The sequence below is a fragment of the Marinagarivorans algicola genome (genome assembly GCF_001292705.1).
In the GTDB taxonomy this organism is placed as follows: domain Bacteria; phylum Pseudomonadota; class Gammaproteobacteria; order Pseudomonadales; family Cellvibrionaceae; genus Marinagarivorans; species Marinagarivorans algicola.
Window position 1 is genome coordinate 16972 of record NZ_LGAK01000001.1, and the last position, 21375, is coordinate 38346.

19 protein-coding genes are annotated in these 21375 nt (G+C 43.9%); 15 read left to right on the forward strand and 4 right to left on the reverse strand.

The genetic code is table 11. The features are described 5' to 3' along the window. Positions 1-155: 155 nt before the first annotated feature. From AC438_RS00085 to AC438_RS00095, 3 genes are all read left to right on the forward strand, one after another. A complete protein-coding gene (locus AC438_RS00085; protein ID WP_053979241.1) occupies positions 156-2501 on the forward strand; it encodes a YgiQ family radical SAM protein in 2346 nt (781 codons plus the stop codon). Positions 2502-2625: 124 nt separating this feature from the next. Then, positions 2626-3516 carry a patatin-like phospholipase family protein gene (locus AC438_RS00090; protein WP_053979431.1) on the forward strand — a complete coding sequence of 297 codons (891 nt, stop codon included), beginning with the start codon at positions 2626-2628 and terminating at the stop codon, positions 3514-3516. Between the two features lie 203 nt (positions 3517-3719). Continuing rightward, positions 3720-4538: a D-hexose-6-phosphate mutarotase gene (locus AC438_RS00095; protein ID WP_053979242.1), complete on the forward strand. Its 819-nt coding sequence runs from the start codon at positions 3720-3722 to the stop codon at positions 4536-4538. A gap of 25 nt (positions 4539-4563) precedes the next feature. On the opposite strand, the gene AC438_RS00100 is transcribed toward AC438_RS00095, so the two are convergent. Both AC438_RS00100 and AC438_RS16445 read right to left on the reverse strand, forming a co-directional pair. Further along, complete coding sequence (locus AC438_RS00100; RefSeq protein WP_053979243.1) at positions 4564-5940, reverse strand: MATE family efflux transporter; 1377 nt, start codon at positions 5938-5940, stop codon at positions 4564-4566. Positions 5941-6158: 218 nt separating this feature from the next. Then, complete coding sequence (locus AC438_RS16445) at positions 6159-6401, reverse strand: VF530 family protein (protein WP_082353785.1); 243 nt, start codon at positions 6399-6401, stop codon at positions 6159-6161. Between the two features lie 1138 nt (positions 6402-7539). Here AC438_RS16445 and AC438_RS00105 point away from each other — a divergent pair. The 4 genes from AC438_RS00105 to AC438_RS00120 all read left to right on the forward strand — a co-directional run bounded on the left by AC438_RS00105 (position 7540) and on the right by AC438_RS00120 (position 11338). Continuing rightward, positions 7540-8103 (forward strand): bactofilin family protein, encoded by a 564-nt coding sequence (locus AC438_RS00105; protein WP_053979244.1) that lies wholly within the window; start codon positions 7540-7542, stop codon positions 8101-8103. A 110-nt stretch (positions 8104-8213) separates the two neighbouring features. After that, entirely contained in the window at positions 8214-9542 is a 1329-nt protein-coding gene (locus AC438_RS00110; RefSeq protein WP_053979245.1) for a MotA/TolQ/ExbB proton channel family protein, read from the forward strand. Beyond that, positions 9542-10243: an OmpA/MotB family protein gene (locus AC438_RS00115; protein WP_053979246.1), complete on the forward strand. Its 702-nt coding sequence runs from the start codon at positions 9542-9544 to the stop codon at positions 10241-10243. The genes AC438_RS00110 and AC438_RS00115 overlap by 1 nt, the downstream gene beginning before the upstream one ends. Before the next feature lie 6 nt (positions 10244-10249). Next, on the forward strand, positions 10250-11338 hold the full coding sequence (locus tag AC438_RS00120; protein ID WP_053979247.1) for a hypothetical protein: 1089 nt from the start codon (positions 10250-10252) through the stop codon (positions 11336-11338). A 311-nt stretch (positions 11339-11649) separates the two neighbouring features. On the opposite strand, the gene AC438_RS00125 is transcribed toward AC438_RS00120, so the two are convergent. Continuing rightward, the gene (locus AC438_RS00125; protein ID WP_053979248.1) at positions 11650-12420 is read right to left on the reverse strand and encodes a ChrR family anti-sigma-E factor; all 771 of its coding nucleotides are present in this window, start codon (positions 12418-12420) and stop codon (positions 11650-11652) included. After that, positions 12417-13046 (reverse strand): sigma-70 family RNA polymerase sigma factor, encoded by a 630-nt coding sequence (locus AC438_RS00130; RefSeq protein WP_053979249.1) that lies wholly within the window; start codon positions 13044-13046, stop codon positions 12417-12419. The genes AC438_RS00125 and AC438_RS00130 overlap by 4 nt, the downstream gene beginning before the upstream one ends. Before the next feature lie 388 nt (positions 13047-13434). On the opposite strand from AC438_RS00130, the gene AC438_RS00135 reads away from it, so the two are divergent. From AC438_RS00135 to AC438_RS00170, 8 genes are all read left to right on the forward strand, one after another. Beyond that, positions 13435-13932 carry a nuclear transport factor 2 family protein gene (locus AC438_RS00135; RefSeq protein ID WP_053979250.1) on the forward strand — a complete coding sequence of 166 codons (498 nt, stop codon included), beginning with the start codon at positions 13435-13437 and terminating at the stop codon, positions 13930-13932. Further along, positions 13922-14731: an SDR family NAD(P)-dependent oxidoreductase gene (locus AC438_RS00140; protein WP_082353790.1), complete on the forward strand. Its 810-nt coding sequence runs from the start codon at positions 13922-13924 to the stop codon at positions 14729-14731. Before AC438_RS00135 ends, AC438_RS00140 begins: the two co-directional genes overlap by 11 nt. Before the next feature lie 332 nt (positions 14732-15063). Then, the gene (locus AC438_RS00145; protein WP_053979251.1) at positions 15064-16365 is read left to right on the forward strand and encodes an NAD(P)/FAD-dependent oxidoreductase; all 1302 of its coding nucleotides are present in this window, start codon (positions 15064-15066) and stop codon (positions 16363-16365) included. A 62-nt stretch (positions 16366-16427) separates the two neighbouring features. Further along, entirely contained in the window at positions 16428-17249 is an 822-nt protein-coding gene (locus AC438_RS00150; RefSeq protein WP_053979252.1) for a DUF1365 domain-containing protein, read from the forward strand. 72 nt (positions 17250-17321) lie between these two features. Next, the gene (locus tag AC438_RS00155) at positions 17322-18587 is read left to right on the forward strand and encodes an SAM-dependent methyltransferase (RefSeq protein WP_053979433.1); all 1266 of its coding nucleotides are present in this window, start codon (positions 17322-17324) and stop codon (positions 18585-18587) included. Positions 18588-18852: 265 nt separating this feature from the next. Further along, the gene (locus AC438_RS00160; protein WP_238376292.1) at positions 18853-19428 is read left to right on the forward strand and encodes a DUF2878 domain-containing protein; all 576 of its coding nucleotides are present in this window, start codon (positions 18853-18855) and stop codon (positions 19426-19428) included. Between the two features lie 4 nt (positions 19429-19432). Beyond that, positions 19433-20377, forward strand: a complete 945-nt coding sequence (locus AC438_RS00165; protein WP_156316948.1) for a hypothetical protein — start codon at positions 19433-19435, stop codon at positions 20375-20377. A gap of 112 nt (positions 20378-20489) precedes the next feature. Next, positions 20490-21341: a hypothetical protein gene (locus AC438_RS00170; protein ID WP_053979255.1), complete on the forward strand. Its 852-nt coding sequence runs from the start codon at positions 20490-20492 to the stop codon at positions 21339-21341. The last annotated feature ends 34 nt before the right edge of the window (positions 21342-21375 follow it).

The following is a 21375-nucleotide window of genomic DNA, read 5'->3' on the forward strand; positions in this document are numbered from 1 at the left end:
CAGTTTGCGAGCCAGCCCAGTTTATCGCTAAACCCCCAAGTTTTATAATGTTTTAGCTGTTTTTTTGTTTAGATATGCGGTAGGGCTTGCGGGCGTGAGTTCTGGTAGAATGGCAGCATATTTGCCCCTACCTTTATTAAAGCCGCTATTTATTTATGTCTAACGCTAAGCAATACACTCCAGACCCGATCAAAACCGCACAACATTTGTGCTCTTACCCCAAGTATTGGGCCGAATGCTATGGCTCTGCGCCGTTTTTGCCCATGAGCCGTAAAGAAATGGACGATTTAGGCTGGGATAGCTGCGACATTATTATTGTCAATGGCGATGCCTACGTCGATCACCCCAGTTTTGGTGGCGCTGTTATTGGCCGTTTATTAGAATTTCAAGGTTTTAGGGTGGGTATGATCGCGCAGCCCAACTGGCAAAGTGCCGATGCCTTTAAAGTGCTCGGTAAACCCAATCTTTTTTTTGGGGTAAGCGCCGGTAACATGGATTCGATGATCAATCGTTACACTGCCGATTTAAAAATGCGTAACGATGATGCCTATACCCCGAATAATGAAGGTGGTAAGCGCCCGGATCGCGCCGTTACCGTGTACGCCCAGCGCTGCCGCGAAGCCTATAAAGATGTGCCCATTGTGATCGGGGGTATTGAGGCGAGTTTGCGCCGTATTGCGCAATATGACTACTGGAGTGATGAAGTGCGCCGCTCGACCTTGGTAGACTCTGGCGCTGATATCTTGTTGTACGGTAATGCCGAGCGGGCCATTATCACCGTGGCGACCGAGCTTGCCAACGGTAAAAAAATTGAAGACCTGCATGATATTCGCGGTACAACCGTGGTGAAAAAAGCCGTGCCCGAGGGCTGGACTGTTATTGATTCGTCGCGTGTTGACTGGGCCAAAAATATTGACATTATTGCCAACCCCTACGAAGTCAAAGAAATGGGTAGCAGTGAGTGTAAAACCAATGCCAATAGCGGTGGTGATATCCCTGCATTAGCTGCTGATGGCGGCGACTTTTATACCGATGTGGCCATGCAAGAGCCCGACGACGTACCGGAAGAGGCCATACGGATTATTCCTATGCCTATGCATCGCCAACACCAGCTTGATAAAGATACAACTGTGATTCGTATACCGTCGTTCGAAAAAGTGCGCGGCGATCGCGTGTTGTACTCGCACGCGTCGCGCGTATTGCATTTAGAATCTAATCCGCAAAATGCTAGGACTATTGTGCAAAAGCATGGCAATCGCGAAGTGTGGGTTAACCCGCCACCGATCCCGCTTGAAACCGACGAAATGGATTCGGTGTTTGGTTTACCCTTTGCGCGCGTACCGCACCCAAGTTACGGCGATGCGACGATCCCTGCTTACGAAATGATTAAGACGTCTGTGAATATCATGCGCGGGTGTTTTGGGGGCTGCTCTTTTTGCTCGATTACCGAACATGAAGGCCGGGTGATTCAAAGTCGATCAGAAGAGTCGATTCTTAACGAAATCGAACAAATACGCGATAAAACACCAGGCTTTACCGGGACTATTTCTGATTTGGGCGGCCCAACAGCTAATATGTATATGCTCAATTGTAAAAGCCCACAAATACACGCCAATTGCCGCCGGTTAAGCTGCGTATTCCCCACGATTTGTAAAAACCTTGTGACCGATCACTCGCCAACAACCCAGTTGTATCGTAAAGCACGAGCAATACCAGGTGTTAAAAAAGTCGCCATTGCTTCGGGCTTACGCTATGACCTAGCCTTAGAAGATCCTGAATATGTTAAAGAGCTGGTAACCCATCATGTGGGTGGTTACTTAAAAATTGCTCCTGAGCATACAGAGGAAGGCCCACTCAATAAAATGATGAAACCGAGTATTCGTACCTTTGATGACTTTAAAATATTATTTGATAAGTACTCAAAAGCGGCCGGCAAAAAACAATACCTTATTCCCTACTTTATTGCCGCCCACCCAGGCAGTGAAGATGAGGATATGATTAATTTAGCTTTTTGGGTAAAAAAGAATAAATACCGACTCGATCAAGTACAAACTTTTTATCCTTCGCCTATGTCATTAGCGACGGCGATGTACTATTCCGAAAAAGACCCATTGAGTAAGGTGAGTTATAAAAGTGGTAAAGTGCATACGCCGCGCAATTTAAAGCAGCGACGCTTTCAAAAAGCTTTATTGCGTTTCCATGATGAAAAAACATGGCCCTTGCTGCGCGCCTCTTTTAAAGAGATGGGCCGAGAAGACTTGATAGGTAGTGGTGAACATGCTTTAGTCCCTGAAGAAGTCTTGCAGCGTAGTCGCCCTCGTAGAGCGGCCGGCCATAAAGGTGTAGCGCATAAAGCGGGTAGCTCAAGGGCCAATATTAAAAAGAATACCGCTTACCGAGGCAAGGCTGCTGGCCCCAAAGCAGGGGGATTTAAAACTAGCCCAACGAAAGCGAGTACAACGAAAGCAAGGCCCACCCAGAGATCTAAGCATAAAAAATAAAATATAGCGCAAGGCGTTTTGAAGTCTGTGCTTTATCGTGTTTTAACCTATCGATTATACAATGGACTCAGTGGCTTATGTTTATACGGGTCGTTTTCTAAATCATAGTTCTGACGGTAGTGATATGAGTAAAACAGTCTCGTTAGTGTTAGGCAGTGGGGGCGCGCGCGGCCTCGCGCATATTGGTGTTATTCGTATTTTGGAAGCCAGGGGCTACGATATTCGCTCAATCTCTGGTTGCTCAATGGGCGCGATGGTTGGGGGTATTTATGCTGCGGGTAAGCTTGATGAATTTGAACAATGGATTCGCGCCTTAACTCGGATGGATGTACTCAGGCTGTTAGATATGTCTTGGGGGCGCGATGGTTTGGTTAAAGGTGACAAAATCATTAATAAACTGATTGATATTGTAGGTGATCAGCGCATCGAGGATTTACCTATAACCTTTACTGCTGTAGCGGCTGATGTTAGTCAAGAAAAAGAAGTATGGCTTAATTCAGGGAGTTTATTTGAAGCTATTCGAGCTTCTATTTCATTGCCGTTATTTTTTACACCAGTCCCTTATAAAAATTCCTATCTCATTGATGGGGGCGTGCTAAACCCTGTGCCTATTGCCCCAGCTTTTAGTGATACAACGGATCTTATTATTGCTGTTAATTTGGGTGGCCCTTTAGATGCAGGGCCGAATACAGCAGTCGATAATAATGAAAAAATAGAAGCCAGTGATTCTCTACCCTCTATTTTACGCACAAGTATCGATCAATTTTTAGCTAAGCTTCCGGTGTTTGATCAACAGGTAATTACTCAAAAATGGAGTGCCTATGACATTGCCAATCAGGCTTTTGATGCAATGCAAAGTAGTATTGCACGACAAAAATTGGCTGTTTACCCACCAGATATTTTAATTGAAATTGCCCGCAATGCCTGCGGTACTTTAGAGTTTGATCGCGCCGCACATATTATTGCATTAGGAAAAACCCAATGTGAAGAAGCGTTACAACGCTACCTCCCATAACAGTGTGCGATGCTATTGAGTCTGGCTTATTGGTTGGGCTTGAGAGAGCGCTGTTGGATTTTTTTGCAAGAGATCAAAAAAATAGGCGTCGCGAGTAGTCTCCGCTTTGATGACTTGAACGGCCCAGTCAATCATCCATAAGCGTCTCATGGCGGGGCTTGTGAATCGCGATCTAAAAAATCTGCTACTAAAAAGGTTCTAGCATGAATAAAACTACCCTTAAAACCCCCTTTGGCGCTACGGCCACCATTTACCATCAAGGTGCGCATATTACCTCATGGATACCTTCGCCCGAGTTGGGTGAGCAAATATTTGTTGCTAAGGGCAGTGAGTTTGTACCAGGTAAAGCAATTCGCGGTGGGGTGCCGGTTTGCTTTCCGCAGTTTGCAGCCTTTGGTAGTGGCGCCAAACATGGCTTTGCCCGCAATATTGAGTGGCGCTTAAGTGGTATCAATAATGACCAAACCGAGGCTGTTTTTACATTAAGCGATAATGAGCAAACACGTGCGCTATGGCCGCATGCTTTCGAATTAACACTCACAGTGCATTTAACACCCACACAATTAACCATGACGCTAGGGGTTGCTAATACCGGCGACCAACGCTTTGATTTCAGTGGCGCACTACATACGTATTTTGCCGTTAGTGATTATACTGCGGTGAATATTCGCAGTTTTGAAGGCACCACTTATTGGGATAATGGAACCGAGTTAAGTCATAGGTATGTTGCTAATAGTGAGCCCTTACAATTAGCCGGTGCCTTTGATCGCGTATATTTTGATGCGCCCGACAGTTTAAAATTAACGGATGGTCCAGTCATTAAGCACATCAGTAAAACCGGTTTTACTGATGTGGTGGTATGGAACCCCGGTGCACAGGGTGCTATGGATCTAAAGGATATGGACAACGATGAATACTTGAATATGCTATGCATAGAAGCAGCGATTGTCGATAAGCCTAAAACACTGTTAGCGGGTGAAAGCTGGCAGGGCGTACAAGCGCTAACATTAAGTCATGCTTAGTCTATGGCTACGGTTTAAGCCTATTTTAGCGTTTGTTGGTGCTAAAATGGGTGCTCAGTAAGTTTGGCCAATACACACTGAGACACAGTGCGCGTAAAACAATAAAGCTAATAAAAGCAATCCACAAACCTATTAAGCCATAAATATGCAAGAAGCTTAACCATAGAATAAAAAAGAGTAATGCCGAGGTTATCGATGCGTTACGTAGTGCTTTACCGTAATTCGCCCCTATAAATATACCATCTAATTGAAAGGCGCCAGCACTTAAAGCAATATAAATAGCGCATAAATATAAGTGCTCAATGGCGAGCGTGTTAATACGACTAGTTGCTGTAAGCTGGTTAATCACCCAAGGTCCCGATACTAGGATTATACCGGCTAATGCAATAGCGGTTATCGCGGCTAAAACACTGGTTTTTTGAGTGGCTTGTATAAATAACCGCCGCGAGCGCTGGCCTATCGCTTTACCGGTATCGGCTTCTGTCACATACGCAAAGCTATCTAAGAAGAATGCACTAAATGCAATAATCTGTAAAAGTAGGTGGTTGGCCGCAAGTGTATTGGCACCGAGTTGGCCGCTAAAATGGGTGAAACCCATAAAGCTTAAGAGTAAGCAAAAGGTTCTTATCCAAATATCCCGATTGCTGCGCAGTATTTTTTTAAAGTGTACCGATACCCAAAACTGAGATTCGCGTAATTGCTGCCAGCAAGTACTTAGCAGGCTAACGCTATGGAGTGAGGGATTGTCGCTGACTAATTGTCTCCAAGTTAAATGCAATATATAGAACCCGATAAACACAGTGATAACTTCGGCGATTACCGTGCCGTAAGCAATGCCGGTAATACCCAAACCCAGTACTCCTGCTAGTAGCAAATCAAAAACGGCATTTAAGCTATTTAAAGTAATTTGTAACACTAAAATACTTTTACTGCGAGAAAGACCAATTAATAAGCCCGTGATGACATAATTTATCAATGTGATCGGTGCACCCCATAAGCGTATGGCCAAATATGTACTCGCGCCCTCTAAGGCCTCTAAGGGAGGAGCCAAAAGAGTCATAGCCAATAGCGTTAATGGTTTTTGTAGACAAAGAATGCATAATGCTAGCGCGCTTGCAATGATTAAGGCGCGTAGGCCGATACGCAGTAATGAGAGTGCTTTACCTTGCCCCCAAGCTTGAGCGCTGAGTGCCGTAGTGCTCATGCGTAAAAAGCCAAAATTCCAAAAAATAAAATTAATCACAATCGCACCTATGGCCAGTGCGGCTAAATCTTGCGTGCCACCTAAATGACCAATAATGGCTGTGTCAATGAGCCCTAGTAAAGGCAGGGCAATATTGGCCAGCATAATCGGCCAGGCTCTTTTTAAAATAGAGCAGTAACTTATGGCTTGATCGGTCATTGTCATTGTTTTGTATGGAGTATGCGTTAGAGGTGTGTGTTATAAGTCTTCGACTTTTGGGGCAAGCTGAAAGTATCATCAATAGGGCACTTATAGGTATTTACAGTGTGTGAATATAGATGTGGTTATCAGTTTCAGCGTGGGTGCGTGTGATTAGATTTTATATAAGAATATCACTATCTTTTTAGTCTTCACTATTTTATAAGGCTTTAAGCACGCTATCGCTTGTGAGTTCGACAATAAAGTGTCTCTACTTTGCTTCTGGCCCAAGGGGTTTTTCGCAAAAATTTAAGGCTTGACTTGATTGAAGGGTCATACCCGAAGCAGCGAATGTTTACTTTTCTGTAGAGTTCTTCCCATCCATATCGAGCCTCTAAAGAGGTGAGTATTTGCTCAAGTGTTATCCCGTGTAAGGGGTCATTACTATGTTTTTGGGGGCGGTCTTTGTTTTTATTGGTCATATCTTTATGTGTTGTCGCTTAGGTAAGTTATACACCTATTGATCACATCCACAGGTGTAAGGTTGTTAGGCGGCTGTTAACAGCGAATCGAGTAAGACGTGATGGTAATAATGTACATCCTAGGTGCCTAATTGTTGATATTGGAGATATTGACACCCATGTGCTGATGCTTAGGGCTGACTTAGATTTAAAACGGGAGGTTGTCACCTTATTTATTGTAGCGCTGTGCGGTGGTAACCCTTTTGAATGAATTTTACGGGGTATAAGATGAATAAGATACTGCAGAATGTTTATTTTTTGAGCGTTCGCCAGGCTGAGGACGGGCTTAGCTTAGGGATGATCGAGGCGATGTTGTAGCTTGTGGCTTTCTTGTTAAGTGAAGCCACCTTTAATTCCTATGTATTTTATTTATCATTGATTAACGGCTTGTTTTGGGGCTTTAGCGGAATTGTCTTTTAGCGTAAGATAATGGCTTATAAGACACTTTAATAAGTAATGCCAATAAAGAGAAGAGCGCTGTGATAAATCATGACTATTATTTTTAATGAATAAGTTGCTGGTTTAAATATGAATTAATACTTAAGGCTTATTTCGGTTTGGGGGCGATTTTATTTTTTCACTCTTAAACTTGCGGATTTTTATGGAACGCCAAGGATAATACTCGTTTTTCTTTAGGTATTAATTTTTATAAGTTTTTATTATTGGTTTTAGTTTTGTTTTTTTAGTTGTTTTGTATTAGTTTTTTGGGTTTTAAAAATTGGTTTTTTTGAGTGGCCCTTTTGATGCACCTACTGTTTTCTAATTGTCATGGTGTTATGTCAGGCTAATGCAAATAATTGAAGATATTTATTTACTAATGAATATTAACCTTGCAGTGTTAAGTATAGGCTTTGCCATGCCTAGTACTAGGGTGTTGTAGAGATTAGCTTATAGTCATGTTGATTAATCCGAGTGATTTTTAACAGTGATAAAATCGATAAGTATATATCGTGTTAATGAAATGTGTTGTATATTTACAGGTTGTAGAGCTCGTTTAGGCGGGGTTTTGAAATGCACAGCGGGAATTTGTAGCATTTAAGTGAGTAGCTAAGGATTGGCGTATTTTTATTAATTTTCCTTAGTTGTAGAGTGCTGTTTTATGACAAATCCGTTAGAGCCCAAAGAAAATCAAGAAAGTAAGAGCAAATCATTTTTAAGTGGTATGAAAGCCGATGGTTCGGGATCGTCGTCTTATATTGGTAAAAATATCCAATTTCGAGGCGAGTTGATCGGTGCCGAAGATCTGCACGTTGAAGGCGTTGTTGATGGTACCGTATCGATGGGTGGCCAGAACTTATCTATCGGCCGTGGCGGTCTTGTATCAGCGAACATCCACGCTCAAACAGTATTGGTTAACGGGACATTACAAGGCGATGTTTTTGCTGATGACCTTATTGAAATTTGCAAAACGGCTCGCGTGCAAGGTAATTTGATTGCTCCTAGAATCAAGTTGGCGGATGGCGGTAAGTTTAGAGGTACCATTGATATGGTAACTGGCGAGCAGGGTAAGCAAGATCGCTATAATGAATTTAAGTCTAAGTTGAGTTCATCACATACTTTAAGCGAAGAGATGGTTAATGCATTACCGCCTGTCGCTTCGGGTATGGATCTCCTTGATGAGACACGTGATGAGGAAGAAGAGCTACTGAATGAAACAACCTAAGTGTTAACTTGAAGCACGTCTTTTTATTGGCTGCAGATTTACTGCGGCCTTTCTTGTTTCGGGGGCTTACATATTTCATTAAGTCCCTCATCTATGTGTAGAAGAGTCTAATGATTTCCGGTTTTATATATTCTGTACTTGTGAGCGTCAGCGCGGGTGAAACGACTGAGTTTTTTTTGTGGTTTATGTGCGCCGTGTTCTTCATTACAGTGATTTTGAGGCTGTTTAATCGGTGCGTCTTATTTGTTGAAAATGCACCGGCTCTTTTAACCTCTCTGGGTATTTTGGGTACCTTTGTGGGGATTATTATTGGATTACTTCACTTTAATATCAATGAGCTAGATGTCAGTATATTTAACTTACTAGAAGGGTTAAAAACCGCTTTTATTACGAGCGTTTTTGGTATTGCGCTCTCTTTAGTTGTCAAAGTCATTACGCGCTATTTTAGATACCCGACTGATATCCGTGAAGAGGTAGTAAAACCGATCGATGTGATTAATGCACTCGGTGCGATTGAAGCGGTTGTCAAGCATAGCCAAGAGCAGCAGCAGCGCTTTACTGCCACCTTGAGCGATTCGATTGTAGGAGAGCTGCGAGAAGTTGTTACAGAGTTTAATAAGAAAATTGATCAGCAATTTGGTGAGGGATTACTGGATTTTAGCGATAGCTTCAAGTCCGTAGAGGTTTCGTTAGCCGGCTTTGTTACCAGCTTTAAAGATCTTGATGAAAATGCCAGCGCAATGGTTGCACTCAGCCACTCTAATGCCAGAGAAATGGTCGATATGGCTGAGCGACTGAATCATTTGAATGAAAATTTTGGCGATTACTTTTCTAAAATGGAAAACTTGTTTGAGCTGGTACACCGCTCTAATGCACAGTTTTCTGAATTGAACGAAAAATTGCTCGATTATAGCGACCGCAGTATGCAGGTGGTTGACTTTATCCCCGAAATCAATAATAAAGTTGAATTATTTAATGCCAATATTTCTGATCTTACCTTTTTTGCAGAAGAGACCGTTAAGAGCTCTTTAATTGCGCTATCGGAGCACAGTAAAAACTTAGGGGATCATATCGGGCAGGTTGCACAAGCGTTTGAGTCGGTGTCTAATGTCGATACTGATATTATGCAGGGCTTTATCGAAAAAGGCGTATCTGCCTATCATTCTTCGGTGGGTGAAATTTCTGATCGCCAAATTAGAGTTCATCAAGAGCTAGTGCACTCGTTGACTGATATTATTCACTCGAGCTTTGCTAAGATGGAGCTTAATGTCTCTGAGCAGCAAGCAATGATTGGTCGACGCATGGAGGGAGAGGTTGATGAAATTATGAGCTCTATGGGGCAGGCGCTTGCTACGATTAGCGGTCAGTTTACCCGTGATTATCAGCAGTTAATTAATCAGATGCAGCGTGTGCTTGAGCGGTCAAGAGAGGTCTCATAATGATTGAGTTTTCCACCAAAGCGGATGCCGATGACTCTGGCTCTGAGTGGATTAGCGTGTCTGATTTAATGGCCGGCCTGATGATGGTCTTTTTGTGTGTTGCAATGTTTATGATGAACGCTGCGAATACAGAGCGCGAGAAAGTCCGTAAAATTGCTCGCTCTTATATGGAAAATCAACTAGCGATTTACGAATCGTTAAACCGCGAATTTGAAAAAGATTTTAAGCGCTGGGGTGCTTACCTTGATAAAGAGAAGCTTGAGATTACTTTTCAAGGTTCGGATGCGATGTTTGCGACTGGCGATGTAGAAATCACAGAAAATTATCGTGCAGTGTTAAATAAGTTCTTCCCGCGTTATATGGCTGTTTTGTCTCCGTATCAAGATTCGATAAATGGTGTGCATATCGAGGGGCATACCAGCTCAAGTTGGAGCGATAAGTACAATGCAAGCGATAGTTACTTCAAAAATTTATCGTTATCACAGCGCCGTGCAGGCTCAGTATTGGAGTATCTTTATTTCTTAGATTCGGTTGAGTCATATCGTACATGGATACTCAAAAATGTTGCGGCTGTTGGCTACTCTTCGTCTCGCCCTGTTCCTGATGCTGTAGGTAATGAGGATGTTGAGCGCTCTAAGCGAGTTGTATTTAGGGTGGTAACAAATTCGGACTCGCGTATACGGTCGATTTTGGAGGAGTAGTGTAATTTGGCTAAATGGGCGCACTATTTTAAGCAGTTAAACGACAATGCGTTGAGTATTTTCCGCGACCCTTCAGTACTCGGGCAAACGCAAAGCGTGGAAAGTGCTTTTCAGTCTGAGTGGGATTCTAAAAGCGCCCTTGCACCCGCAATAACGTGTTTGATTGATACAGAGTTATCAAAAGGCTTCGAGACATCGTTAAGTAGTTTAGAGTCTTGCTCAGCAGGTTGGCGCTATAAAGGCGTACCGGTCTTTGTGTTTGCTGCCAAAGTACCAGAAATTGCCAATAAGCAGCGACGAGATAGTTTTTATTATCAAGTGCACTTAAAACCTTGTTGCAATGCCTTGAGTGGGGTTGATCGTACAGTATGGGTGGCTAACCGAGTCCAGGCTGCTGAGCCGTGGCAGCATCAGCGCGCTTTTGAAGTATGTCATCATTGTTTGGTCATGACAGGGTATCAAAACTACCGTTCGCTATCGTCGGCCGAGCAGAGTGAGCTACGAGCCGATTTTGATTTTGCCCGTTATGTTAAGTGGCATGCGACAGAGTATTTTCCAGATGTGGAGTATGGTTATTGGATGCCCGGCGAAAAACTTAAATTTTTTGCCGTTGGGGGGAATGAAACAGTCGAAAAGTGTAATCATTGCCGTTGGCCGCTACCCAAAAATTCGCCCGGTTTAGTGCGTGATGCCAGCTTATTTGATTTAAACGGCCCAACGTGTATTTGTTGTTTAGATGGCACTGCAAAGGTGGCAATCATGAGCGAGGCGGTATTGTTACACGCCTATGCTCAGCGCTATTGGGAATGGCGTCGAGCTTATATTGAAGAGCAAGGCTTAGGCATGATCGCTTCGCAAACTATTAAATTCTCATGGAGTCAACTAAGCTATCATTTCCCGCGTAAATGGCAGCCGTTAATTACAGTATTAAAGCAATTTGAGCCAGCAGATATTTATTGTTTGGCCGAAAAAGGCTATGCGCTGTTAGCATGGCCAAGACTGCGAAGAGCCATTGTGCTAAGTGATAAAGATAAAGTGGGATTTCCTGGCGGCTGGGAAGTATGGACTTATGAAGAAGTTTTGGAAAACCTATAAGCTTGGTGCTTATTCAAGATATGGTTTATCGTTGGTGTGCTATTAGAGTAGCGCTTTAATGGTAGGCTTAATAGCTCATCAAGCCTTGACGATTATGGGTCTTATTTAGCCATAGCGCTATGGCTGGCTTGAATGACGGCTCAATAACTCATTGCTACCCACATTTGGTATTTTTAGTTAGTTATCTTAGCGCGGTTATCTTAGGATGCTCCCAGCATTTTATGGTGCTGTTTTCTTTGAGGCTTTTGTGCTGTGTGATCTCTAGTGGTTATCGAATATCGGTACCATTGAAAGTCAATGGTACCGTATACTTACGCTGGTTGAATACTTAAAAACGGGTTGAGCAAAGTGCCTAATAGCCCGGTTACTTTAACTGGCGCCTCGCACACTGAAAGGCATAGGCAGTCTTGGTTCTGGCTTGCGGTAGGCCTATGAACTTGGCCTGGCTCTCTTACGAGAAAATCGCCTGGGCAATAAATGCCTTCCTCATCTGAAAAGCTGCCCTCGAGGACTAAAGTGACCTCTAGACCGCGGTGGTCATGCTCAACAACTTTGCCCCCTTTACTTATCTTATGAAAAGCCACCTCGTGCTTACCTTGACCAGTTATTAGGCGTGCACTTTTAAGTGCATTAGAAATTTTTTGCCAGCGCAATTGTGGTGGTAAAAGCTTTTTAACTACCCGTGGTAAGTGCTCGGCATTGATACCAGCCCTTTTCGCATTAACGAGTGTTTGTGCGGCAGTTTGCTGACAGTGTTCAATAACTTTGTCTTCTGCTGGAGTGCTCGCTTTGTCGATATTGCTTAACAGCCGGCTAAAGGCGTCATCATTTACCGCTTCTTTAGGCGCATCATTGAGGCATGACCCTCCGAGTGCACTCAGTTTGGCGTGCTGTTGCTGGCAGTGCTGACATAATTGCAAGTGAGCTGATACTGCAATACTGAGGCCCCACGGAAGGCTGCCGCTGGCATATTCAACGAGCATATTAGCATCGGGGTGATGATTAATAATCGCTGGTGAAGAGCTTGTGTTAGATAGTGTTGGGCGGCCGGAGGATGAGCGGCCAGAGGCTGTATGATTCATGCTTGTACCTTTGCGTGAGCGGTGCCAGCGATATGCGCCTGAAGCTTCTGTAAGCCCATGCGCACACGTGATTTGACAGTACCAAGTGGCAAACCTGTTTCACTGGCGACTTCGCTGTGAGATTTACCCTTCATATACACCTCTGTTAGTGCTTGGCGTTGCTCGTTGGGCAATATTTTAAATGAAGCTTGCACGACTTCCTCGTCGCGCAAGCGTTGAAACTGCACGACGGGGCCTGTGGTGCTGTCTTCATCCCATAGATCATCGACTTCAATGGGGCTGTTGTCGATTTGGTGCCGTTTATTACGGCGCATCATATCGATACGCGCATTGCGCATTACGGTGTATATCCAAGTGGAGGCTGCCGCTTTACTAGGGTCGTAACTTGGAGCTTTTTGCCACACTTTTAGCATAACCTCTTGCACAATTTCTTCGGCGGCGTCATTCCCAAAACTTTGATTGGTATTGTTCAAGCAAAAGCCTTTTATCAGAGGGGCAAAGTGATCAAATAGTTGCTTAAAGGCATGTTGATCCTGCGCTTCGCCGACGCGCCCGAGAAGCTCGCTCCAAGTATCTGTGCGCTGCTCACCGGGCTTTACTGTGGTAAGAGGTGTGGGGTTTGCCATAGCGGTTCCGCAATGTTGTGAGTGCTAGTGGATGTTAGTTGTTAGCTTTTACGGTAATGCTTAAGGCTTGGATCAGTTGGCGCGATAATTGTACTTATCTAGTCAAGCGGATGAGCCTCGTTCGATCGGGTATTAAGATCTGTCAGGTATCGATAGATGTTTTTGGCATTATTAGTGCTGAGCGCTTAAAGAGCGCGCAGGGCTAGGTAGTGCCTCATGTCTGTATGACTGATGTTTAAAGAGTTACGATCAATCCAGTATGTCAACCATTGATTGTGCTCATCCAAGGGTAGTGGTTTGTCGTAACAAGGCTTGTAAGCATCTGGTTTTATTGTGAGTACAACATTATGAGTACCCCATTATTCAGTGTAATATTATGGATGGCAAGATGGTAAATAATCACGAAATTATCGATAAATGCAAAGCGTTGTATACAGCCTTTGATACAGAGGCCATCGGCCGTCTTGCCGAGATTTACCATCCCGATGTGAGATTTACAGACCCCATTCACGCGGTTGAGGGTTTACATGCCTTAACGCAATATTTTCAGCATGTGTGCGACGGTAGCGACAGTCAATTCGAATTTACAGCTACTGTAGTGCAGGGTGAGCAAGCTTTTCTACGTTGGGTTATGCATTATAGTAATCCCAAATTAGCGGGTGGCAAGGCATTGGCGTTGAGCGGGGGGAGCTTTTTGACTCTCGATGAAGGGGCGGGGCGTATCATTGCACAAGAAGATTATTATGATATGGGACAAATGGTTTACCGCCATCTTCCAGTAATTGGTTGGGCAATACAAAAAATTAATCATCATTTGGCCGGTACCGCAGCCTCCACAGGCCGTGCTTTTAGTGCCCGTTTAGATGGGAGTCGATATGCCAAATAAACGCTCTATTCTTGAAGCGCCTAGGCCCAAAAAACCTATACCAATTGGCTTGAATGGCGCTTGTGTCTGGGTAACGGGCGCGACATCGGGTATTGGTCGAGCGTTGGTGGTGCAATTGGTGGAGGCGGGTAATTTTGTGATTGCCAGCGGTCGTAATAAAGAGGCTTTAGGTAGACTGGCTGCCGAGCTGGGCTGCCGCGTTAAAATATTACCTTTTGATGTCACCGAATCTGATATGGCTGTGACGCGCGCGGCTTTGCAAGAGATCACAGATTACCTTGACTGTGTTATTGCTTGCGCGGGAATTTGTGAGTACGAGGATACGCTAGATTTTGAACCTGATAAATATCAAAGGGTTTTTGAGACTAATTTTTTGGGTGTTATCAGGACGCTACATTTAGCCAAACCTCTACTGTTAAACAGCCAAGTGCGTGGCCAGTTTGTGGCGATTGGTAGCTTATCCAGTGTACTACCTTTTCCGCGTGCGCAAGCGTATGGCGCAGCTAAAGCGGCATTAGAGTATTTTGTGAAGTCGGCACGTATTGATTTAAGCCGCCATGCATTAGATATGACACTGGTGCGCCCAGGCTTTGTATCAACGCCTTTGGTGAGCGAGAATGATTTTGCTATGCCATTTATGATAACCCCAGAACAAGCGGCTAGGCGTATTATTACTGGAGTTAACCGGCGTAAAGCACTGATTGATTTCCCTCGTCGATTAAGTTGGCCACTGCGTTTTTTAAGTCTGTTTGATGGTTTATGGGTGCGTTTTGTTGGGCCCAAAATTACACGGGTTTAATGCTTAATCATTCAATAATGTAACTATTCAGCCAAGCTGAGAATTTCACCTAATAGGGTACTGATGGATTGCTTTCTGAGTATTTAAGTGCTGGGCTTTGCAGGAAAAGCAAGGGGTGCACAGTACACCTGTATAAGGATGTATAAGATTAGACTTTGTATGGGCATAAAGTCGAGGCCTATAAAGCAACAGATGACTTGAGCGGTCCAGCCAATGATTCGCTAGTGCCCAATCTCGGTACTTCTTACTCAATCTCGGTATCTCTTACTCGGTACTTTTTAATAGTTACAATAATGCAATCGTAGGTTCACAGGTCTAATAAGGGTTTAATAATGACATCTAAAAAAATAGCAATTATAGGGACCGGGGTGTCGGGTTTAACGGCCGCTTATTTGCTACATAAGCATCACGATATTACAGTCTTCGAAAAAGCCAGTCGCTTAGGTGGGCATACCGCGACAAAAACGGTAGAGGTGCAAAATAATCGTTATGCGATTGATACGGGGTTTATTGTTTATAATGATTGGACTTACCCTAACTTTATTCGATTGTTAAAACAGCTGGGTGTTGACACGCAAGCGACTACTATGGGTTTTAGCGTGAGTGATAGCGCCAGTGGTTATGAATACGCCGGTGAAAATATTAATACGCTGTTTTGTCAGCGGCGCAATTTTTTCTCGATTAAGCATTGGCGAATGATTCGCGATATTTTACGCTTCAATAAAGAAGCTGTTAGAGATTTTCAAGCTGGTGATATCAATGCGACACAAACATTGGGGCAATACTTGTCGCAACATGGCTATAGTGATGCCTTTCGCGATTTTTATTTACTGCCGATGGGGGCGGCTATTTGGTCGTCGTCATTAGGTGAAATGCTTGATTTTCCGCTGCTATTTTTTGTACGTTTTTGTCATAATCACGGCTTACTGAGTGTGAACGAACGACCTACATGGCGAGTGATTAAAGGCGGAAGTCACGCCTATATCCCCAAGATTACTCAAGGCTACAAAGAGCGCATTAGACTTGGTAGCCAGATTACACAGATATCGCGGACCTTAAAAGGTGTCGAGCTTATCGTCGACGGTCAGCGAGAGTGCTTTGACGAAGTTGTTTTTGCCTGCCATAGCGATGAGGCGCTGGCACTATTGAGTGATGCTAGCGCGTCAGAGCAGGAGGTATTAGGTGCCATACATTACCGGCCCAACAGTGTAGTATTGCACACTGATCAGCGTTTATTGCCCAAGCATAAACTGGCTTGGAGTAGCTGGAATTACCAATTAGGTGATGACGCTCAAAAGCCACCAGTATTGACTTATAATATGAATATCCTTCAGTGTCTTGATGCGCCTGTAGAATTTTGCGTCACATTAAATGCACGTGAAAAAATAGATGATGCTGCAATATTGGGTGAATATGAATATGCCCATCCGGTCTTTACACAGGCGGCCATAGCTGCACAAGAGCGCTGGGGTGAGGTTAATGGGGTCAATAAAACGTGGTTTTGCGGTGCTTATTGGTTTAATGGCTTTCACGAAGATGGCGTCAAAAGTGCCGCTCGTGTGGCGCAGTTTTTAGAAGGTGATACTTTAACTCAAGACCCCTTTACCGAGCGCTTGGGGGAGGCACAAAGATAGCCTGCAGTTTTCAATGCGCGTTACAATATTCACACCATGAATAAACTCATAAGATACTTATAATGAACAAGGTTAAAGCGCTAAAGAGTAAAATTTATCAAGGATGGGTGCGCCATAGGCGCTTTAACCCGACGCACAATGCTTTTAAGTATCACGTGTTTATGATGTATTTAGATTTAGCTGAATTAGATGATGTCTTGGCGCTATCGCCTTTATGGTCGCGTGCACGCTTTGCTTTGGCTAGGTTTAAGCGCGATGACTTTTTGGGTGATAGTCGTCAATCATTGGATGAGGCTGTGCGCAGTCACGTGCAGTTACACCGTGGGCAAAGGCCCAGTGGGCCAATACGCATGTTGGCGAACTTGCGTTATTTTGGTTTTATTATTAACCCCATTACAATTTATTATTGTTTTGACGAAAGTGGTGAAACGCTAGAAACCATTGTAGCTGAAGTGAATAATACGCCATGGAATGAGCGCCATGCGTATGTATTACCGGTCGATGGTGAGCATGCCCTAAGTATCTCTTTTGAGAAGAGTCTACATGTTTCGCCATTTAACCCTATGGCCATGCGTTATCAGTGGTTTAGTAATGTGCCAAGCTCACATTTATCGGTTCATTTGGAGAACTGGCAGTCGCATGGTGTTGCCAAGGGCTGCGACTCAGAGGTACCTTCTGTAATAAACCATGGCACCAGTGAGCCCGATGAATACAAGGTGCTGGATGCCACCTTGGTGCTAGAGGAAAAAGCCATTACGGCTGCAAGCTTAAATAAAATATTAATCCTATACCCTTTGATGACCGTAAAAGTGATGTGTGCGATCTATTGGCAGGCTTTAAAGCTTTTGTTAAAGCGTACACCTTTTTACCCCCATACTAAATAATGTATTGCAAGTATTAATTTAATATATTGAACTGCAGGCAATGCAAAGCCGTTGATTATGCCGGAGTGCACCATGAAGTCTATTGATATTGTCGATAAAAAGTTAGACTCTAAGATAAAAGAAAATTTTTTAGACGGCGTTGCTAAAAAAATTGTATTAAATGCCCTGCAAAAAATGACTATCGGCCATCTGACGATCGAAGATGACGGCGAGGTTTATAGTTTTGGTGAAGATGCGCAGACGGCTAGTGTTGTGGGGCATATTTTTGTCGAGCATCGTAGTGCTTACCGTAAAGTGATGCTCAATGGTACGATTGGTTCCGGCGAAGCTTACATGGCAGGCGCTTGGCGCTCGCCTGATTTAACGCAGGTTATTCGTATTTTTGTTATGAATATGGATGTAGTGATAGGTATGGACTCTAAATGGAATTTTGCCTTTAAGCTCATCGCTAATATTCTTCATAAAATGAATGCCAACTCAAAAGATAAGGCACGCGAGAATATATCGGCACATTATGATTTGGGTAATGACTTTTTTAAGCTATTTTTAGATGAAACAATGCTGTATTCATCGGCTATTTATCCATCAAAAACAGCCACCTTACTTGAAGCTTCTACTTATAAAATGCAGCATATTTGCAAGCGTCTGGGCTTGAGTGAGGATGATCATCTATTAGAAATTGGAACCGGATGGGGCGGCATGGCAATCTATGCTGCGCAATCGACTGGCTGTAGAGTGACTTCTGTCACTATCTCCCAAGAGCAGTATGAATATGCCAAAGCGTGGGTGGCGCGTGAAGGCTTACAAGAAAAAGTTGATATTCAGCTATGCGACTATCGCGATATCACCGGGCAGTTTGATAAATTACTATCGATAGAAATGATTGAGGCCGTAGGTTATCAATACTACAGTGAATACTTTAAGCAGTGCTCTAGATTGTTAAAGGACGATGGTAAAATGTTGATTCAGGCGATCACTATTGCCGACCAGCGCTACCATACTGAGCGCGATAACGTTGATTTTATTCAGCGCTATATCTTTCCTGGTGGCTGCCTGCCCTCTAATGAAGTTATTGCGCAGCATGTGCGCAAAGACACCGACATGCAAATCGTAGGGCTTGATGATATCACTATGCATTACGCGAAAACGTTAGAGCACTGGAAAGCATCTTTTATGAGTAAGCTAGATGCAGTGAAGGCGCAAGGCTTTGATGATGTATTTATTCGCATGTGGGATTTTTACCTGTGTTATTGTGAAGGCGGTTTCAGAGAGCGCGTTATTAGTACCTCGCAGATATTATTAGCGAAGCCACGCTGTAAAGAGCTGCCTTCTTTTTAATATTGCTTTGATACTTATTATATTGCTTTGAAACTTAGAGGTACTGAAGGTGGTCACTCACGAATGATTCACTGGGCCTTCAAGCCATCCGTGATTTTGTGGGTCTAGACCTTGTGATCCGATGTTATATCTCGCTTAGCTACCTTGTAGCATGGTGTTTTTATTTTGCTCAATAATTACAGGTTCTTTATCCTAGGCCTAAAGCCACTGATTCTTTGGAGTACAGCGTTCTTTTAAATAAAAAGAGGTGATCAAAGTGAATAAAATGCCTGCGTGGTTTCTAGTAGCAAATTTTTTAAGTTTTCAGGCAATATGGCTTATTGCGGTGTTAGCAGGCAATGGCTCTGCCTTGGCTTTATGTGTGCCCATTATCTTTTTACATTTCTTGTTAATGGATCGCGCCTTAAAAAAGCATTTTAACTGGAAGAATGAATTTCTATTAATTATTGCCTGTCTTGTGATTGGTGGTGGTGTTGAGAGCTTTAAATTACTTTTACCTATTTGGGACTCAGCACTGGTTGGACACCTACCCCCTTTGTGGCTAATGACTATTTGGGCGGGCTTTGCAATATCGCTTCATGGTAGCTTTGCCTTTCTTTACAAGCGATTTGCCTTGGCAAGCTTGATGGGAGCTATCTTTGCGCCGCTGAGCTATCTTGCGGGTGCGCACTTAAGCGACACTTATGCCTTTGTTGACGCAAGCTTTGGCGTTGTATTGATTGGTATGGTATGGATGGTGGTGATGCCTTTGCTGGTGTGGGTGGCGGGTTTGTTACCCGCACAAAAAGCACAGCGCGTCCAGACACTGACCCATAATGCTTCTGCGATTAGTGCGATATAACCCCGTGCAATATTATACGGTAGATCCAAAAAACAGCCTCTATCAGCATGTGAGTCAGTGGTGTATGACTGTGGTTGTGGTGGCTTTTTGGAGCGTTGCTTTGTGCGCTCAAGCTGAGAATATTCCCAGTGATGCCATCGAGCAGAAATGCCCTGATTATGAGGCTGCCGTCCGCGCTGGCACGCCTGCACAGCATGGTTCAGCGGATAAACAGGGCTCTATGATTCAGCGCACTGATTCTGTTGAACCTCACGTTGTGGCGAACAAGCGAGTAGATGTACCTAAGCAGCTTAAAATAGTGGGGAGTGCGCACAATTTTGAAGGCGTGTTGCTATATTGCGAATATCATTCAGTGATAACAACACAATACCCTGCCGAGCAAAAGACGTGGTGGGTCGAATATTACAGTATTAAAGATCAGGCGATCATTGCTAAAAAAACATTGGCATATCAGCCCTTTGACCGTGAAGGTATAGCTCCATCAGTGGAGCAAATAGATTATCGCTCGGGTGAACTAAGGCGCTCCATGTATGTAGATGACAGCTTAAAATTTGTGTATCGAAAGGATCGAGCGCAAGCTTTAAAAACGCAGTGGTTAGCTAAATCACCGCTGCTGGTGGTTGATGCTGGCTTTGACCCATTTGTGCGGTCACAGTGGTCGGCTTTGGTTAACGGTCAGCCAGTGTTTTTTGAATTTGGTTCTATTGCTCACCTAAGAAGCTTGCCTTTACGTGTGATACGAAAGCCGTTAGATGCTTGCAATACGCATAGCGAAGCTTTCATGTGTTTACATGTGCAAGCGAGTAATCGCTTTTTGCGCTGGTTTGTTGGTGAGCTTGCGCTTGTGTATGACGCCCAGCGACGCTTAAAGGTGTTTCAAGGTACAGTGAATTTACAAAGTGATCAGGCCAAAGGGCAAAAAGCTGTGATTACGTATGTGTATAGGTAATGGCAATGCGATGTTGATGCAATACTTAAGGCCATACGGGTGAGTCGTTGAGTCGCTTTTTTTGTATCACGCCTTGGTGTAATCTAATTGCTTTTATTAGAAGGATGTATGTGTGGCTGATTTAACACCGCCAAGCTCTTTATTAGCGCCTATTACCATCGAGCATGGCCCCTATACTTTAGTGGTTGATCCGGCTTTTGGTGCTCGTATTATCGCGTTTAGTGTGAATGGTAAAAACTGTCTTACTACCACGGGTCCGCAAGTAGGGTCTACGTTTTGGCCTAGCCCACAGGACTTTTGGGGTTGGCCACCGCCGTCGGTATTAGATAGCCAGCCATACCAAGTGAGCTCCGCTGATGATACGTGGGTATTTACCAGTGAGCCTTGCCCACTGACGCAGATTGTATTAACCAAAATGATCACTCCTGCGATACAAGGATTCAGTATCGAATATCGTATGTATAACCCTATTGATAACGCTCAGACTGTAACTTTTGCTCCGTGGGAAATCACTCGTATAGCGGGTGGACTCACGTTTTATCAAGCAGCAAGTACGCCTTTGGTTCAGTCTAATTTATCTATAGAGGTGCAAGGTGACAGTTTTTGGCATCATTATGCACCTGCTGGGCTTGAGCAAAACTTAAAACTTTTTGCAAACAATAGTGAAGGCTGGCTGGCGAATATGTGTAATGGCTTACTATTGAAGAAAAGCTTTCCACAAATCGCTGAGGCGAGCGTGGCGCCGGGTGAGGCTGAGATTGAAATCTATGCCCATGGTGACCCTGCTAATCCTTATATCGAAATAGAGCAGCAAGGTGCATATGGGGCTATTGCACCTGGCCAGAGTACCGCTTGGGCTGTCTTGTGGCAACTCAAAGAAATAGATACTCAGGCTTATAGCCGTGAAGATTTGTTAAGGGCCGTGCAGCAGTTGTCGTCTGTTGACGGTGAGGTGGCTTGTTAAAACACGTTGTATTGTACGGTATTATTTTTGTAAC

What these genes read in the sequence shown, in the direction of transcription:
- AC438_RS00125 (WP_053979248.1), bottom strand. Translation starts at nt 12,420, where the DNA reads ATGAATCATACAGCCTCTGGCCGCTCATCCTCCGGCCGCCCAACACTA.
- AC438_RS00150 (WP_053979252.1), top strand. Translation starts at nt 16,428, where the DNA reads ATGAACAAGGTTAAAGCGCTAAAGAGTAAAATTTATCAAGGATGGGTG.
- AC438_RS00110 (WP_053979245.1), top strand. Translation starts at nt 8,214, where the DNA reads ATGATTTCCGGTTTTATATATTCTGTACTTGTGAGCGTCAGCGCGGGT.
- AC438_RS16445 (WP_082353785.1), bottom strand. Translation starts at nt 6,401, where the DNA reads ATGACCAATAAAAACAAAGACCGCCCCCAAAAACATAGTAATGACCCC.
- AC438_RS00155 (WP_053979433.1), top strand. Translation starts at nt 17,322, where the DNA reads ATGAAGTCTATTGATATTGTCGATAAAAAGTTAGACTCTAAGATAAAA.
- AC438_RS00115 (WP_053979246.1), top strand. Translation starts at nt 9,542, where the DNA reads ATGATTGAGTTTTCCACCAAAGCGGATGCCGATGACTCTGGCTCTGAG.
- AC438_RS00130 (WP_053979249.1), bottom strand. Translation starts at nt 13,046, where the DNA reads ATGGCAAACCCCACACCTCTTACCACAGTAAAGCCCGGTGAGCAGCGC.
- AC438_RS00085 (WP_053979241.1), top strand. Translation starts at nt 156, where the DNA reads ATGTCTAACGCTAAGCAATACACTCCAGACCCGATCAAAACCGCACAA.
- AC438_RS00145 (WP_053979251.1), top strand. Translation starts at nt 15,064, where the DNA reads ATGACATCTAAAAAAATAGCAATTATAGGGACCGGGGTGTCGGGTTTA.
- AC438_RS00095 (WP_053979242.1), top strand. Translation starts at nt 3,720, where the DNA reads ATGAATAAAACTACCCTTAAAACCCCCTTTGGCGCTACGGCCACCATT.
- AC438_RS00105 (WP_053979244.1), top strand. Translation starts at nt 7,540, where the DNA reads ATGACAAATCCGTTAGAGCCCAAAGAAAATCAAGAAAGTAAGAGCAAA.
- AC438_RS00140 (WP_082353790.1), top strand. Translation starts at nt 13,922, where the DNA reads ATGCCAAATAAACGCTCTATTCTTGAAGCGCCTAGGCCCAAAAAACCT.
- AC438_RS00135 (WP_053979250.1), top strand. Translation starts at nt 13,435, where the DNA reads ATGGTAAATAATCACGAAATTATCGATAAATGCAAAGCGTTGTATACA.
- AC438_RS00160 (WP_238376292.1), top strand. Translation starts at nt 18,853, where the DNA reads ATGCCTGCGTGGTTTCTAGTAGCAAATTTTTTAAGTTTTCAGGCAATA.
- AC438_RS00100 (WP_053979243.1), bottom strand. Translation starts at nt 5,940, where the DNA reads ATGACCGATCAAGCCATAAGTTACTGCTCTATTTTAAAAAGAGCCTGG.
- AC438_RS00090 (WP_053979431.1), top strand. Translation starts at nt 2,626, where the DNA reads ATGAGTAAAACAGTCTCGTTAGTGTTAGGCAGTGGGGGCGCGCGCGGC.